At 68.1% G+C, this 12,925-nt stretch carries 20 protein-coding genes; 11 read left to right on the top strand and 9 right to left on the bottom strand.

Features of this window, described 5'->3' with window-relative positions:
- Positions 1-30: 30 nt before the first annotated feature.
- From cdaA to VB738_RS13010, 6 genes are read left to right on the top strand one after another with little or no spacing between them, the layout of a single operon-like run.
- Positions 31-846: a diadenylate cyclase CdaA gene (gene cdaA / locus VB738_RS13035; RefSeq protein WP_190545055.1), complete on the top strand. Its 816-nt coding sequence runs from the start codon at positions 31-33 to the stop codon at positions 844-846.
- Positions 843-1,643 (top strand): isoprenyl transferase, encoded by an 801-nt coding sequence (locus VB738_RS13030; protein WP_323306146.1) that lies wholly within the window; start codon positions 843-845, stop codon positions 1,641-1,643. The genes cdaA and VB738_RS13030 overlap by 4 nt, the downstream gene beginning before the upstream one ends.
- Positions 1,640-2,620, top strand: coding sequence for a biotin synthase BioB (gene bioB, locus VB738_RS13025; protein ID WP_323306145.1), 981 nt, complete (start codon positions 1,640-1,642; stop codon positions 2,618-2,620). Before VB738_RS13030 ends, bioB begins: the two co-directional genes overlap by 4 nt.
- Entirely contained in the window at positions 2,617-3,561 is a 945-nt protein-coding gene (locus VB738_RS13020; protein ID WP_323306165.1) for a rhodanese-related sulfurtransferase, read from the top strand. Before bioB ends, VB738_RS13020 begins: the two co-directional genes overlap by 4 nt.
- Positions 3,562-3,565: 4 nt before the next feature.
- Positions 3,566-4,585 (top strand): DUF952 domain-containing protein, encoded by a 1,020-nt coding sequence (locus VB738_RS13015; protein ID WP_323306144.1) that lies wholly within the window; start codon positions 3,566-3,568, stop codon positions 4,583-4,585.
- Positions 4,579-5,079: a hypothetical protein gene (locus VB738_RS13010; RefSeq protein WP_323306143.1), complete on the top strand. Its 501-nt coding sequence runs from the start codon at positions 4,579-4,581 to the stop codon at positions 5,077-5,079. The genes VB738_RS13015 and VB738_RS13010 overlap by 7 nt, the downstream gene beginning before the upstream one ends.
- Before the next feature lie 103 nt (positions 5,080-5,182).
- On the opposite strand, the gene VB738_RS13005 is transcribed toward VB738_RS13010, so the two are convergent.
- Positions 5,183-5,377, bottom strand: coding sequence for a DUF2256 domain-containing protein (locus VB738_RS13005; RefSeq protein ID WP_323306142.1), 195 nt, complete (start codon positions 5,375-5,377; stop codon positions 5,183-5,185).
- Between the two features lie 65 nt (positions 5,378-5,442).
- On the opposite strand from VB738_RS13005, the gene VB738_RS13000 reads away from it, so the two are divergent.
- The gene (locus tag VB738_RS13000) at positions 5,443-6,489 is read left to right on the top strand and encodes a magnesium transporter CorA family protein (protein WP_323306141.1); all 1,047 of its coding nucleotides are present in this window, start codon (positions 5,443-5,445) and stop codon (positions 6,487-6,489) included.
- Here the strand turns inward: VB738_RS13000 and VB738_RS12995 are convergent.
- From VB738_RS12995 to VB738_RS12980, 4 genes are all read right to left on the bottom strand, one after another.
- Positions 6,462-6,905, bottom strand: coding sequence for a hypothetical protein (locus VB738_RS12995; RefSeq protein WP_323306140.1), 444 nt, complete (start codon positions 6,903-6,905; stop codon positions 6,462-6,464). The two genes, VB738_RS13000 and VB738_RS12995, sit on opposite strands and share 28 nt — an antisense overlap.
- Before the next feature lie 4 nt (positions 6,906-6,909).
- Positions 6,910-7,605: a hypothetical protein gene (locus tag VB738_RS12990; RefSeq protein WP_323306139.1), complete on the bottom strand. Its 696-nt coding sequence runs from the start codon at positions 7,603-7,605 to the stop codon at positions 6,910-6,912.
- Positions 7,606-7,670: 65 nt separating this feature from the next.
- A complete protein-coding gene (locus tag VB738_RS12985) occupies positions 7,671-7,901 on the bottom strand; it encodes a hypothetical protein (protein ID WP_323306138.1) in 231 nt (76 codons plus the stop codon).
- 92 nt (positions 7,902-7,993) lie between these two features.
- The gene (locus VB738_RS12980) at positions 7,994-8,446 is read right to left on the bottom strand and encodes a CopD family protein (protein ID WP_323306137.1); all 453 of its coding nucleotides are present in this window, start codon (positions 8,444-8,446) and stop codon (positions 7,994-7,996) included.
- 136 nt (positions 8,447-8,582) lie between these two features.
- On the opposite strand from VB738_RS12980, the gene VB738_RS12975 reads away from it, so the two are divergent.
- Both VB738_RS12975 and VB738_RS12970 read left to right on the top strand, forming a co-directional pair.
- Entirely contained in the window at positions 8,583-8,978 is a 396-nt protein-coding gene (locus tag VB738_RS12975; protein ID WP_323306136.1) for a hypothetical protein, read from the top strand.
- Between the two features lie 12 nt (positions 8,979-8,990).
- Positions 8,991-9,194, top strand: coding sequence for a Nif11-like leader peptide family natural product precursor (locus VB738_RS12970; RefSeq protein ID WP_323306135.1), 204 nt, complete (start codon positions 8,991-8,993; stop codon positions 9,192-9,194).
- Between the two features lie 9 nt (positions 9,195-9,203).
- On the opposite strand, the gene VB738_RS12965 is transcribed toward VB738_RS12970, so the two are convergent.
- Genes VB738_RS12965 through VB738_RS12950 form a run of 4 tightly spaced genes read right to left on the bottom strand, consistent with a single transcriptional unit; the run spans position 9,204 to position 10,347 of the window.
- Positions 9,204-9,647 (bottom strand): nuclear transport factor 2 family protein, encoded by a 444-nt coding sequence (locus VB738_RS12965; protein WP_323306134.1) that lies wholly within the window; start codon positions 9,645-9,647, stop codon positions 9,204-9,206.
- Between the two features lie 13 nt (positions 9,648-9,660).
- Positions 9,661-9,900, bottom strand: a complete 240-nt coding sequence (locus tag VB738_RS12960) for a hypothetical protein (protein WP_323306133.1) — start codon at positions 9,898-9,900, stop codon at positions 9,661-9,663.
- 13 nt (positions 9,901-9,913) lie between these two features.
- On the bottom strand, positions 9,914-10,150 hold the full coding sequence (locus tag VB738_RS12955; protein WP_323306132.1) for a chlorophyll a/b-binding protein: 237 nt from the start codon (positions 10,148-10,150) through the stop codon (positions 9,914-9,916).
- A gap of 50 nt (positions 10,151-10,200) precedes the next feature.
- Positions 10,201-10,347 (bottom strand): chlorophyll a/b-binding protein, encoded by a 147-nt coding sequence (locus VB738_RS12950; RefSeq protein WP_323306131.1) that lies wholly within the window; start codon positions 10,345-10,347, stop codon positions 10,201-10,203.
- A 116-nt stretch (positions 10,348-10,463) separates the two neighbouring features.
- Here VB738_RS12950 and VB738_RS12945 point away from each other — a divergent pair, with 116 nt between their 5' ends.
- On the top strand, positions 10,464-10,634 hold the full coding sequence (locus tag VB738_RS12945; RefSeq protein ID WP_323306130.1) for a hypothetical protein: 171 nt from the start codon (positions 10,464-10,466) through the stop codon (positions 10,632-10,634).
- A 480-nt stretch (positions 10,635-11,114) separates the two neighbouring features.
- Positions 11,115-12,791 carry an alpha-keto acid decarboxylase family protein gene (locus tag VB738_RS12940; protein ID WP_323306129.1) on the top strand — a complete coding sequence of 559 codons (1,677 nt, stop codon included), beginning with the start codon at positions 11,115-11,117 and terminating at the stop codon, positions 12,789-12,791.
- Positions 12,792-12,925 lie beyond the last annotated feature (134 nt).

The raw sequence follows: 12,925 nt of genomic DNA, 5'->3' as shown, positions 1-12,925 counted from the left end.
CGTTGAACCGGCCTGCCCCTCCTTTCTCTTGTGATCTGGCTGCGGCTCATCGACTTCCGCCTGCTGCTGGATCTCCTGTTCGCTTCCCTGCTCGGGCTGTTGCTGCTCGGCAGGGTCACCGAAGCGCGCACCCTTTGGCTGCTGCGGGGCTATCTGTTTCTGGTGGCGCTGGCCTGGTTCGTGCAGCGCTACGCCAACCTGCCACTCACCAGCAGCCTGGTGGATGCGCTGGTGCTGGCCTGCAGCCTCGCCCTGGCGATCCTGTGGCAGGGGGAACTGCGGCGCCTGATGGAACTGCTGGGCACCGGACGCCTCGGTGTGTTGTTCGCCGACCGCAGCCGTGACCAGCTGGCGTCCGGGTCGGTGAGCCTGCTCACCGAGGCCGCCGGCCGCCTTTCCCAGGCGCGCTGCGGGGCGCTGATCGTGCTCGACCTGGGCAGCGATCTGCGCCCCGAGGATTTCCTCAACCCCGGCATCCGCATCGATGCCCAGCTTTCCGTCGACCTGCTGCTCAATCTCTTCGCGGTCGACACGCCCCTGCACGACGGCGCCGTGCTGGTTCAGAAGAACCGCATCGTGGCAGCGGGCGTGATCCTGCCCCTCTCCCGTCAGGGCCTGAACCGCTACGGCACCCGCCACCTGGCCGCCATGGGGCTGACCGAGCGCCACGACGGCTGTTTCTGCATCGTGATCTCCGAGGAGACGGGCACCCTTTCGCTCGCCTCCCAGGGCCGGCTGGAGCGGCCGATCACCAGCAGCCGGCTTCACGACCTGCTCACCGACGCCCTGGCCTCCGCTCCCACGGGGCGTAGCGTGGCTGCGGACCCGCCGGAACATCGCGGATGAGTCGCGCCCTGGCGACCACTCCATCGTCCGATCCCGACCAGCTGCCCGCCCAGCTGGATCCGGCTCGGCTGCCACGCCACGTCGCCGTGATCATGGACGGCAACGGGCGCTGGGCCCGCCAGCGGGGGCTGCCCAGGGCCATGGGCCATCGGGCCGGGGTGGAGGTGCTCAAGCGCACCCTGCGCCACTGCAGCGACTGGGGCATCGGCGCCCTCACCGCCTACGCCTTCTCCACCGAGAACTGGACGCGGCCCGGCGAGGAGGTGGCCTTCCTGATGGCCCTGTTCGAGCGGGTGCTCGCCAAGGAGCTGGAGGCACTCGAACGCCAGCAGGTGCGCATCCGCTTCCTCGGCGACCTGGAACCCCTGCCGGAGGGCCTGAAGGTCCTGATCACCGATGCCACCGAGCGCACGGCCGGCAACGCTGGCATCCATTTCAACGTCTGCACCAACTACGGCGGCCGCAGCGAGCTGGTGCGGGCGGCCCGACGCCTGGCCGACCGGGCAGCCCGCGGTGAGCTCGACCCGGCCAGCATTGACGAGGAGCTGTTCGCCGCCCAGCTGTTCACCGCCGGCGATGCCGACCCCGACCTGCTGATCCGCACCAGCGGCGAACAGCGCATCAGCAACTTCCTGCTCTGGCAGCTGGCCTACGCCGAACTGCACATCACCGAGGTGCTCTGGCCGGACTTCGACACCGAGGCCCTGCTGGCCGCCCTGCTGGATTATCAGGGGCGCCAGCGTCGCTTCGGCGGCGTGCAGAGTGGCGTCCAGAACGGTGTGGAGACCACCCCATGAGCCCGCGCCACAACTGGTCCCGCCAGGAGATCCAGGACCTGCTCGACCTGCCCCTGGTGGATCTGCTGTGGCAGGCCCAGGGGGTGCACCGCAACGCCAACCCCGGCTACCACGTGCAGCTGGCCTCGCTGCTGAGCGTCAAGACCGGCGGCTGCGAGGAGGACTGCGCCTACTGCCCCCAGTCGATGCACCACCCCAGCGACGTGGCTGGCCGTCCGGAGCTGGCGGTGGAGCCGGTGCTGGAGCGCGCCCGGCAGGCCCGGGACGCCGGCGCCCACCGCTTCTGCATGGGCTGGGCCTGGCGGGAGATCCGCGACGGCGCGCCGTTCGAGGCCATGCTCGCCATGGTGCGGGGGGTGCGGGAGCTCGGCCTGGAGGCCTGCGTCACCGCCGGCATGCTCACAGGCGGCCAGGCGGCCCGGCTGGCGGAGGCGGGGCTCACCGCCTACAACCACAACCTGGACACCAGCCCCGAGCACTACGACCGGATCATCACCACCCGCACCTACCAGGAGCGGCTCGACACCCTGCAGCGGGTGAGGGACGCCGGTATCGACCTCTGCTGCGGCGGCATCATCGGCATGGGCGAAACCCCGGACGACCGGGCCGGGCTGCTCCAGGTGCTGGCCAGCATGGATCCCCACCCCGAGAGTGTGCCGATCAACGCCCTGGTGGCGGTGGAGGGCACCCCGCTGGAGGGACGCCCGGCGGTCGACCCCCTGGAGCTGGTGCGGATGGTGGCCACCGCCCGCATCCTCATGCCCCACAGCCGGGTGCGCCTCAGCGCCGGGCGCGAGCAGCTGGGGCGGGAGGCCCAGATCCTCTGCCTGCTGGCGGGCGCCGATTCGATTTTCTACGGCGACACCCTCCTGACCACCTCCAACCCGGCGGTGGTCAGCGACCAGGAGCTGCTGCAGGCCGCCGGGGTGCGGGTGCAGGTGGAGGAGCAGCCTCTGACGGCCGCCGCCGGCCGCTGAGGGTGCAGGTCGCCGCCTTCTACAGGTTCGTCCCCCTGGCCAGCGAGGAATTGGCCCACTGGCAAACCAGGCTGCTGGCGCTGGGCAGCACGACCGGTCTGCTGGGCACCATCCTGCTGGCCACCGAGGGCATCAACGGCACGGTCGCCGGATCGGCCTCCGCTGTGGCCGCCCTGCTGGAGCTGCTGCAGGCCGACCCACGCCTGGCGGACCTGGAGGTAAAGCGCAGTGAGGCCGAGGGGCGGGTGTTCCACCGCTTCAAGGTGCGCCGCAAGGCAGAGATCGTGACGATGGCCGAGCCCTCGGCCCAGCCGTTCCGGGGGACGGGGGTGCCGGTGCCCCCGGAACAATGGAACGCCCTGCTGGACGATCCCGGCACCCTGACCATCGACACCCGCAACCATTACGAGGTGGCCCTGGGCAGCTTCGCGGGGGCCATCGATCCCGGCACCGAGCACTTCCGCGACTTTCCCGCCTGGGTGGATCAGCATCTGCGGCCCCTGGTGGCCCAGCGGCGGCCGCAGCGGCTGGCCCTGTTCTGCACCGGCGGCATCCGCTGCGAGAAAGCCACTGCCCACCTGCTGAACCAGGGGTTCGAGCAGGTGCTGCAGCTGCAAGGGGGGATCCTCAACTACCTGGAGCAGGTGCCGGAGACCGAGAGCCGCTGGCACGGCGAGTGCTACGTGTTCGACCAGCGGGTGGCCCTCGACCACCGGCTGCAGCCGGGCACTTACCACGTATGCCATGCCTGCGGCCTGCCCCTGGCCTCCGCCGACCTGGCCCTGGAGAGCTACGTGGACGGGGTGAGCTGCCGCCACTGCATCGATCGGTTCACCGACGCCGATCGGGAGCGATTCGCTGAGCGCCAGCGCCAGATGCGGCGCGCCGAGGCCTCCGGTGAGGCCCACATCGGCCGGGTGATGCCGCCCAGCGGGGGTTGAGGCGATGGCGCCTCCGCTGCCGGTCCTCTACAGCTTCCGCCGCTGCCCCTATGCGATCCGGGCGCGGCTGGCCCTGGCGGCGGCCGGACTGGGACCGGGGATGGACCTTGAGCTGCGGGAGGTGCACCTGGGCCGCAAGCCCCCCGAGCTGCTGGAGGCCTCCGCCGCCGCCACCGTGCCGGCCCTGGTGCTGCCGCCGGATGCGAGCCCGGATCCCCACGGGGGGGGGCTGGTGCTGCCGGACAGCCTGGCGGTGATGGCCTGGGCCCTGGAGCGCCACGACCCCGGCGACCTGCGGCGACGCGATGACGCTGGCGAGCGGGCCCGCATCGCCGCCCTGATCGAGCAGAACGATGGGGCCTTCAAGCACCATCTCGATCGCTTCAAGTACGCCCACCGCCATCCCGGCGACGACCGGGAGCAGCATCGCGGGGCCGAGCTGGCGATCCTGCGGGGCTGGAGTGCCGCCCTGGAAGCCAGCGGCTGGCTGGTGGGGGGGCAGCCGTCCCTGGCCGATGTGGCCCTGCTGCCCTTCGTGCGCCAGTTCCGGCTCGCCGATCCGGAGGGGTTCGACCGGCAGGAGGATCTGGCGCCGCTGCAACGCTGGCTGCATCGCTTTCTTGAGGGGCCCGAGCTGGCCGCGGTGATGGCCGGGCCCTGGGCGCCCCGGCGGCCCTGGCGCTCCGAGCAGTGGATCTATCACCTGGCCCTGGCCAACGAATGGCGGGAGGCCAAAGCCCGCGGGGTGTACGAGCGCTCGACCCGCGGCCAGTCGCTGCAGGAGGTGGGCTTCATCCATGCCAGCGGGGCCGCCCAGGTGGAGGCCACCTACGGGCGCTTCTACGCCAATGCGCCGGAGGTGCTGCTGCTGACCATCGACCCCCGGCGCCTGAGCGCGCCCCTGCTCTGGGAGCCCGCCCCGGAGAGCGGCGAAGGCTTCCCCCACATCCACGGACCGCTGCCGCTGGAGGCGGTGCTGGCCGTGGAGCCCTTCCCACCGCCGCAGGCCAGCGCGCCATGCTGACCCTGGAGTCCCTGGAGCGGCAGGCCCGGGAGCGCGGCCTGCTGCTTCGGCTGCAGGTGCAGGGGGTGGCGGGGGTGCGGGGGCTGCGGGTGGCTCTGGCGCGGCCCCGGACGGAGCAGCCGCTGCTGCTGCTGGGGGAGCTCAAGGGCTGGTGCCTGCCCCTGGCCGATGGCCTGCGGCTCGACACGATGCGGGTGCAGGGGGAGCGCACCGCCGCCGTGGGACCGCTGATCTGGGCGGCCACCTTCGCCTGGGCCCTGGAGGAGACGCCCTGCCGCTCGGCCCGCCTGCTGGCGATCCGCGACGGGGAACGGCAGCACCGGCGGCTGGTGCGTTACTTCCGGCGGCTCGGCTTCAGGCCGCTGCGGGAGCTGGGCGGCGGCCCGCTGGATCTGCCCCCGCGGCTGCTGTGGGGTGGGGCGGGCCTGCTGATGCAGGGCGACTGCGACGAAGGACTGCAGCGCAGCGCCCGCTGGCTGACGTCCATCCCGTGAAGACCCCTGGCGGGGCAGCCCATGGCCACGTTCACCCTGATCTGCTGGAACGTGAAGACCCTCTTCCTCCCCGAGGACATCGGTTCGACGATCGGGGCTCGGATCATGCGGCGCTGTTGACGGCCTTTGAGATCTGAGGGCTTTCGGCGGAATCCGGCCGGGCGCGGTTGCGGTTGCGGCGGCAGCGCTCGGAGCAGTAGCGCACCTCCTCCCAGACCTGCTTCCACTTCCTGCGCCATTGGAAGGGCCTTCCGCAGACCGGGCAGCTCTTGGTGGGGCGATCGACGTGGTGGGGCATCAGGCCACGCAGCGGAGAAGCCAGCCTGCCAAAACCGAGCCCGCTCCCGTGACACGATGGGGCTGATGTCTGACGCCAGCTTTTATCGGATCGGCCGCACGGGCCCGGCGCAGCGCGTGGCGTCGGCGAGCGAGGCGGTGAGCACAAGCGACGGGGACGGTTTCGCCTGGTTGCATTACCGCGAGGCCAGCAGGGACGAACTCGACCAGCTCGTGGGCCTGCTGGGCCTGCACGCCCTGTCGATCGAGGATTGCTTCGATGATCATCAGATTCCCAAGATCGACGATTATCCCGACAACCTCTTCATTCTCTTCAACACGTTTCAGTACGACCGCGGCGTCCTGGAGGTGGGGGAGATCAACCTGTTCCTTGGGCAGCGGTTTCTGGTCAGCATCAGCCATCTGGATTCCAGGCAGCGCTCCTGCCTCGATGGGGTCGAGAGGATGGTGGAGAGGGGCATCGAGGAGGCCCGGCAAGGTCCTTCCCACCTGATGCATCTGATGCTCGACCAGGTCGTCGATCAGAAGTTTGTGGCCATCGAGGCGCTTGAGGATGAGCTGAACGGCGTGGAAGAAGCCCTGATGGCGGATCCGGCGAGTTTCCAGCCGGCCGAACTGATCCGGTTCCGGCGCTACCTGCTGCGGCTGCGCAAGAGCCTGTTTCACGAACGGGAGATCCTCAGCAAGATCTGCCGGGGGGATTTCCAGTTGGTTTCCGTGCAGGCGATCTACCACTATCGCGACATCTACGACCATCTGGTGCGTTTCTATGAGGTCACCGAGTCGTATCGGGACATCGTCACCAGCCTGATGGAGATGTATCTTTCGATGCTCAACAATCAGATGGCCAAAGCCGCCAACGACACCAACGCCACCGTCCGGCGCCTGACGCTGATCACGACGATCTTCATGCCGCTGACCCTGCTGGCGGGCATCGGCGGCATGTCGGAGTGGACGATGATCACTGGCCCCGGCAACTGGCCTGTCTCCTATCCAGCTTTCATGCTCGCCATGGTCGTGATCGGCTTCGCCAGTTATCACCTCCTCAACCGCCTGGACCGGAACCGAAACGCGGCGCGACGCACTCAGTTGAGTCGGCGCTGGCGAGCCTGACGGCGGGAGGCGGCCTGGACCGTCCTGAGCTCGCCGGCCTCTTCCAGCAGCTCCCCGGAGAGGGACTCCAGATCATCGGCCGCCTGCAGGAGCTGGGCGCTGAGTCGCAGGCCCTCATCGATCGACTGGCCATAGGCCTCACTGGCCTGATCGATGGCCGCGAACAGCTCCTTGAACTCCTCGGGGGGATGGGTGTCCCAGTCGGGATAGGCGGCCGCCGCCTGCTGCAGCACCTCCAGGGCTTTCAGCCAACTCGCCTTGAGACGGAAATCGAGATGGCGCAGGTCCTGGTGGGTTCGCTTGAGCTCCCTGGTGCTGGAGACCCCGGCCAGGGCCAGGACCTCACGCTTGAGCTCCGTGATGGTGGGCGGCTTCGGTCGGGCCGGCGCGGAGCGGGGGGATGGGGGTCTGGCCATGGCCCTACTCGGCCAGGCCGAGGCCCAGCTGCTCCCCGGCCTGGAGCTTTTCGAGCTCCCCGCGCAGCTGCCGGTTGGTCTGACGTTCGGCCCTGAGAGCCTCCTGCAGTTCGTCGCGCTGGCGCCGATAGCGATCGGTGTGGGCGACCCGGCCGCCGAGGCTCTGGTTGTTCCTGGCGAGTTGCCGGCGGCGTTCCACCTCGGCATCGAGGGCCCGCTGCAGGGCAACCAGCTCCTTCTGCAGCTGCAGCTCGGCCTTCGACTGCTGCTGCTCGGAGCGAAGCGCGGCATTTTCCGCCTCCAGGGCCTGGAGGCGGGCTTCGAGGCGATCGATCATCACCTGTTTGCCCCGCAACACCTCTTTGAGCTGGTGCAGCAGCGCACGCAGTCGGGAACGGTCCTTCTGCTGGGTGCGGGTGTTCTCCTCGCACTGCCGGGCGTAGTCCCTCAGCAGTCCCGTGCGCCGCTGCAGCACCTTGGCGGTGCACTCGTACTTGATGATGGCGATGACGCGGCAGCGCTCCAGCTCATCGAGGTCCTGAACGGCCTTGAGGCGTCTGAGATCGTCGTAGTTGGTGCACGCATGTCGCAGCACCTGGGTCGGCACATGCTCCTGGGCGCCGATGCGCGGCAGGTTCTTCAGCCGGACACGATCGTGCCAGTAATCAAACAGGGCCTTCTGATCAACAGCTTCGAGCATGGCGCCCACTCCCTGGTGCGTGGCCGATCGCTGAAAGACTTTAGGAACCTGATCCGCCTGGCCGGTCACGGCTGGGAAGCGACGGTGTCACGGCGTTTCTCGAGCCGCAGGAGGCGCTGGGCGTGGAGGTCGGTCTCTGCCGACCAGCCACCCGGCAGCGGCTCAGGCGGCTCCGGCTCCCTGGGAGGCAGTTCCTGGGCGGGTTCCACCGGCGGCGGGCCATCCAGGGTGGCGACCACGAACAGGGCCACCAGCAGTTGCGCCAGAAAGGGGAGATCGATCATGGGGATGGACATGGGCGGCAAGGACATGACGTCGTTCTGCAGCCACCTTCCACCGGGCATGGGGAGTAGGGGTCCATTCTCCTGCGAAGAAGGAATCGGCCCGCTCAGCCCAGCACCCCACCCAGACGGATCAGGGCACCCACCACCACGAAGGCGATCGCCAGGGCGGTGATGGCTCGGATGTGCCAGGCCAGGCCGCTGAGATTGGCGTCGGTGAGGTTGGGAATCAGCCGCAGCCTGGCCTGCACCGCCAGGGCGGCGGTGGCGCCCAGCAGCACCAGCTTGGTGCCCACCAGCACACCGATCGGGCTCGCTGGGTCGAAGAGTCCATGGAAACCAGGCAGCAGGATCCAGCCCATCCACAGGCCCGTGACCACCTGGATGGCGAGGGCCGTGAGGCCGAGGGGCTCGAAGACCGCCTCGAAAGCGCGGATGCGTTCAGCGCTCTGCTCCCGCAGGGCCCTCGGCAGCACACCCAGATCCAGCACCAGATGGCCACCGGTCCACACCGTCGCGGCCAGGGCGTGCACGATCACCAGCAACGGGAAGGGGGACATGGCCTCAACGCAGGGGCAGCTCCCACCTTGGTGGCGCGGGTATTCCGACAAGCGAGGCCAAACGGGGGCCAGGGGGTCCAAAATCTGTAGCAGGAGATACAGTTGAGGGCAGAACCCCAGCGGCAGGACACCTCCCATGGCCAGTGGTTGCTTTCCCCATCAGTTCGAAGGCAGCTTCTCCGCCTTCAAGGAGCGGCAGCTGGTGTTCGCGCTCACCCGGCAGCTGGCCGACGCCCAGTTCCGGCGTGCCGACGGTTCCCGCAGCGAGCGCCTCTGGCGGGAAGCCGCTGCCGAGGCCATGGACGCCGAGCGGATCACCGGGCTGCTCTACGGCGTCCACGACCACGACGACGTGGCGGCGATGGAAGCGGTGGATCGCCCCTGGCGCGAGCGGCAGCAGGAGGCCCTGCGCCGCGCCGGCAATCCCCTGGCCCGGCTCGCACGCCTCACCGGGCGTCGACCGGCACGGACGTCCCAGCCGCACCGATCGGCGGAATCAGGCCAGGTCAGCTCCGCCGGCTCCGGCCGCTGAGAGTGCCGGCCCATGGACAGCGGCGAAGCAGCGGAACAGGAGCAGCTGGAGAGCTTTCTGGCCCACGCGGCAGCCTCAGAGACGCTGCGGGTCCGGTTGGGTGGGTTGGATGCCTACCAGGTGGTGGCCATCGCCGCCGAGGAGGGGTTCCAGTTCGGCGTGACCACGCTGCATCGGGCCGTCTGCACCGGCTACGTGATGCGCAGGCCCCGCTGATCGGATGCTTCAGGCCACGAACCGGCCGTAGAGCCAGCGAACGAAACCTCCCACCAGCGGCACCGGGGTGAAGGTGGGTCCGACGAAGTCGAAGTAGTCGCGATGGTCGACGATCCGGCCGTCGGCGCCCAGGCGGAGACGGCTGGTGCCGGGATAGAGGAATTCGATGCCCTTGATCTTCAGGCCCATCGTCCATTCCACGAAGGCCACATCACCGCTGAGGGCCACGGCGTCGGCTTCGAGGAAGACGTCATCGCAGCGCTGCAGCAACCACTTCTGGGCCACGATGTAGGCCTCAAGCCCCTGACGCTCCTGGGTGGGGTCGGTGAAGTGGACCGCTTCGTCGTAGAGCGCCCGCCACTGTTCCGGCGTGGGCCCCGGAGCTCCGTAGGGCTTGGTGAACAGGGCCCGGAGCGCATCTTCCCCCAGGGGTGGCTGCAGCACGGCGGTCATGGCAGGGGTGATCTCAGGCGGCGGCCGGCCGCGGACGGTTCAGGGCCAGGGCCGCTCCACCGATGGCCACCAGGCCCAGGGCTCCGGCGGCGGCCAGGAACACCAGGGTCTGCAGGGCCAACAGGGCCAGGCCCAGAGCGGAGGCCGCCTTGATCTGCACCCTGGCCTTGATCAGCAGGGTGAGCAACAGCAGCACCGTGGCCTGCAGACCGGCAATCCGGGCGGCCGTGAAGGGGCAGAGGGGAAGCAGCATCAGGGAGACCCGATCAGAAGCAGAAGGGCAGGAACTGGGTGCGGCAGGCGGCGTAGCCGTCGGTCAGGGCGCCGAGGCCGATCTGGTGGGCGATGCCGGAGCCGGTGAGGGCTTCGGTGAGCACGCCGATCACCAGGCCGAGCATGGCAGCACGGCCGTTGAAGAGTTCCACGCGCTTGAGCTGCTCCATGTGGATGGAACGTTCAGCGTCGCCCTGGAGGAAGGGGGCGTTGGCGGGGGTGTTGGTCATGGCTGGTTGAGCAGGGGGAGGGGGAGAAAAAAGGCGGGGCCGTGGCTGGATCAGCCCAGGCCGATCTGGGTGAGGATCCCCTGGCCGGTGAGCAGCTCGGTGCCGAGGCCGATCACGAAGCCGAGCATGGCGAGACGGCCGTTCCAGGTCTCCGCGAAGGCGACGAAACCGAAGCGGGAGGAGGAGGAGTCGGTCATGGGTGTTTCAGTTTGTTTCGTGAATTGTAACAGCTTGTTAAGGTTCACGTCAAGTCGTGGCGCGATGGCGTCCCGCGGCGGCGCCGATGCGATCGGGCTCCCCCGCCGCCCGGCGGATGTCGAGCGTCTCCCTGCCGGCCGAACTGATGCGGCGCTACCGCCGGCTGTTCCGCTGCTACGACCGTGACGGCGACGGCCGCCACACCATGGATGGTGATGTCGAACCGTTGGCGGTGCGGATCGCGCGGCGCAGGATGGAAGCCGACGACACCCGGCCCACCGATTGACTGGTCGCCTTGCCGCTGAGGCGGTCGATGGGACCCGAATCGCCCCCTGAGCGTGGCCGAAGACCTCCCGTGCCGCAGGGCACTCCATCCCGAAGAGGGAGTGCATCGCCTGTTCCGTTACACCGCTGGCGACCCGGGCCGGCCTTGGCGTGTGGCCCCATGGCCAGCCGGACATCGCCTGCAACCGCCGGTTCGCCCTCGCGGAGGAAGCCAAGGTCCTCCCGGGATGGTGCGATTGGTGTCGAACGGTGTCGAACCCACTGCCCGACAGACGCCCCAAGGCCACCAGATCCATCGTGGTAGCAACGGGATTCGGAGATTCCAGCGATGGACGGGACCGCCTTGCAGCAGGCAGCCGGCGCGCCGGGCCGCCATCGGTGCATTTTGTGGTGACACGCCTGGGCCGAGCGTGGCTCGAATTGTTGTCAGCTTGTCAATGGCTGCTCGGCATTGATTCACTTGATCCCTGTCTTCCCAACCATGAGCGCTCCAACCGTTGCTCAATACACCCTGCGTCGATTATCGGAACTCGGTCTTGATCGGATCTTTGGTGTTCCTGGGGATTACGCCTTCTCCATCGACGATGCGGCCGAGTTGGTGCCGGGACTGTCGTGGGTGGCCTGCTCCAATGAACTGAATGCTGCCTACGCAGCCGATGGCTATGCCCGCATCCGAGGGGCCGCCATGCTGTCCACCACCTATGGCGTGGGAGAACTCTCCGCGATCAACGGTGTGATGGGCAGCAAGGCGCACCGTCTGCCGGTGTTTCACCTGGTGGGAAAGCCCAGTGAGCGCATCCAGCGGCTCGGGCTGATCACCCACCACAACCTCGGCGACACCGTCTACGACCGCTTCCAGCCGCTCTCGGCTGCAGCGGCCTGCGTCAGCGCCGTGCTCACCCCCGATAACTGCGTGGATGAACTGGAGCGCGTGATCCGTGAGGCCCTGCGCCAGAGCATGCCGGCCTACCTGGTGATCTCCGAACTCAATGGGGGCCAGCCTGTGCTTGGCACCCCCATCAGCGGGACCCCCCTGGGCGCCGTGAAACGCCAGCAGAGCGTGCCGCAGGAACTGGAGGCCGCCGTGCGGACGATCCTCTCCCGGCTGGAAGCGGCAACCAACCCGGTGGCATTGCTCACCCATCTGGTCAGTCGCTATGGCTGCCGGGACCAAGCGCTCGCCTTCATCGGGAAGACCAACCTGCCCACGGCGATCACCCCCAATGACAAGGGCACCATGGATGAGGGGATGGCTCAATATGTTGGTCTCAATGCCGGCAATCTGTCCTCTTCTGAAGCGGTGCGGAATCTGGTGAACAACGCCGATCTGGTGCTCGACATCGGCGGCATCGTGACCACCGAACTGAACACGGGTTTCTGGACAGGTCACTATGACGCATCCAAGACCGTATCGATCAACGACAACTGGGTACGCGCTGGAGAGAAAGTCTTTGTCAATGTGGCGATTGATGATGTTCTCCATGCGCTGCACGAGCGCACCACCACCCGTTGTGCCGACCATGGGATGAAACTGGAGCCTTCGGCTCTGACTGGCCATCCTGAGGACCCAAGCAGTTCGGCAAGCTTCTATCCACGGCTGCAACGGCCTCTGCGGTCCGACGACACCGTGGTGATCGAAACGGGCACCTGCATGACCCATCTCAACAAGATGCTGTTGCCGGCCGGCGTCAGCGCAGAAGGACAGGGACTGTGGGGCTCGATCGGCTGGGCCACCCCTGCCTGCCTGGGGGTCGCCATGGCCAAAACCAGCGGCCGCACCTGGATGGTGACCGGCGATGGCTCCCACCAACTCACCCTCAATGAACTGGCGGTGATGGGCCGCTACGGCATCAATCCGCGGATCTTTGTGCTTAACAACGGCCTGTTCGGCATTGAGGATGTGATCAGTGAACGTGGTCACGACTACGACGACCTCGCGCCGGTGAATTACCACCTCCTGCCGCACGCCTTTGGCTGCAAGAACTGGCTGAGCGCTCGGGTCAGCACCGTTGCGGAACTCGATCAGGTGCTTGAGCAGATCGATGCCCATGATGGCGCCGCTTACATTGAAGTGATGATCCCCAACGCGGAGAGCCAGCCCATGGCCGACGCCATCATCGACAGCGGCTACAAATTGAGCACGCCGCAGCCGGGTTAGGTGAGGTGTGCCCAGTCCTGGCAAGGGCGCCTCTGCCGACAGATCTTGCCCAACCGCTTGGCTTGGCAGAGTGGAAGGTCGCGAGCAACGGGAGCAACCCCGAACCCACAACCCAAGACCCCTGATGTCCGCGG

This window comes from Cyanobium gracile UHCC 0139 (genome assembly GCF_034931325.1).
GTDB lineage: Bacteria > Cyanobacteriota > Cyanobacteriia > PCC-6307 > Cyanobiaceae > Cyanobium > Cyanobium gracile_B.
The sequence above is the reverse complement of the archived record's forward strand: the minus strand, read 5'-3'. Positions and strand labels throughout refer to the sequence as shown.

What these genes read in the sequence shown, in the direction of transcription:
- VB738_RS13030 (WP_323306146.1), top strand. Translation starts at nt 843, where the DNA reads ATGAGTCGCGCCCTGGCGACCACTCCATCGTCCGATCCCGACCAGCTG.
- bioB (WP_323306145.1), top strand. Translation starts at nt 1,640, where the DNA reads ATGAGCCCGCGCCACAACTGGTCCCGCCAGGAGATCCAGGACCTGCTC.
- VB738_RS13015 (WP_323306144.1), top strand. Translation starts at nt 3,566, where the DNA reads ATGGCGCCTCCGCTGCCGGTCCTCTACAGCTTCCGCCGCTGCCCCTAT.
- VB738_RS13010 (WP_323306143.1), top strand. Translation starts at nt 4,579, where the DNA reads ATGCTGACCCTGGAGTCCCTGGAGCGGCAGGCCCGGGAGCGCGGCCTG.
- VB738_RS13005 (WP_323306142.1), bottom strand. Translation starts at nt 5,377, where the DNA reads ATGCCCCACCACGTCGATCGCCCCACCAAGAGCTGCCCGGTCTGCGGA.
- VB738_RS13000 (WP_323306141.1), top strand. Translation starts at nt 5,443, where the DNA reads ATGTCTGACGCCAGCTTTTATCGGATCGGCCGCACGGGCCCGGCGCAG.
- VB738_RS12995 (WP_323306140.1), bottom strand. Translation starts at nt 6,905, where the DNA reads ATGGCCAGACCCCCATCCCCCCGCTCCGCGCCGGCCCGACCGAAGCCG.
- VB738_RS12990 (WP_323306139.1), bottom strand. Translation starts at nt 7,605, where the DNA reads ATGCTCGAAGCTGTTGATCAGAAGGCCCTGTTTGATTACTGGCACGAT.
- VB738_RS12985 (WP_323306138.1), bottom strand. Translation starts at nt 7,901, where the DNA reads ATGTCCATCCCCATGATCGATCTCCCCTTTCTGGCGCAACTGCTGGTG.
- VB738_RS12980 (WP_323306137.1), bottom strand. Translation starts at nt 8,446, where the DNA reads ATGTCCCCCTTCCCGTTGCTGGTGATCGTGCACGCCCTGGCCGCGACG.
- VB738_RS12975 (WP_323306136.1), top strand. Translation starts at nt 8,583, where the DNA reads ATGGCCAGTGGTTGCTTTCCCCATCAGTTCGAAGGCAGCTTCTCCGCC.
- VB738_RS12970 (WP_323306135.1), top strand. Translation starts at nt 8,991, where the DNA reads ATGGACAGCGGCGAAGCAGCGGAACAGGAGCAGCTGGAGAGCTTTCTG.
- VB738_RS12965 (WP_323306134.1), bottom strand. Translation starts at nt 9,647, where the DNA reads ATGACCGCCGTGCTGCAGCCACCCCTGGGGGAAGATGCGCTCCGGGCC.
- VB738_RS12960 (WP_323306133.1), bottom strand. Translation starts at nt 9,900, where the DNA reads ATGCTGCTTCCCCTCTGCCCCTTCACGGCCGCCCGGATTGCCGGTCTG.
- VB738_RS12955 (WP_323306132.1), bottom strand. Translation starts at nt 10,150, where the DNA reads ATGACCAACACCCCCGCCAACGCCCCCTTCCTCCAGGGCGACGCTGAA.
- VB738_RS12950 (WP_323306131.1), bottom strand. Translation starts at nt 10,347, where the DNA reads ATGACCGACTCCTCCTCCTCCCGCTTCGGTTTCGTCGCCTTCGCGGAG.
- VB738_RS12945 (WP_323306130.1), top strand. Translation starts at nt 10,464, where the DNA reads ATGTCGAGCGTCTCCCTGCCGGCCGAACTGATGCGGCGCTACCGCCGG.
- VB738_RS12940 (WP_323306129.1), top strand. Translation starts at nt 11,115, where the DNA reads ATGAGCGCTCCAACCGTTGCTCAATACACCCTGCGTCGATTATCGGAA.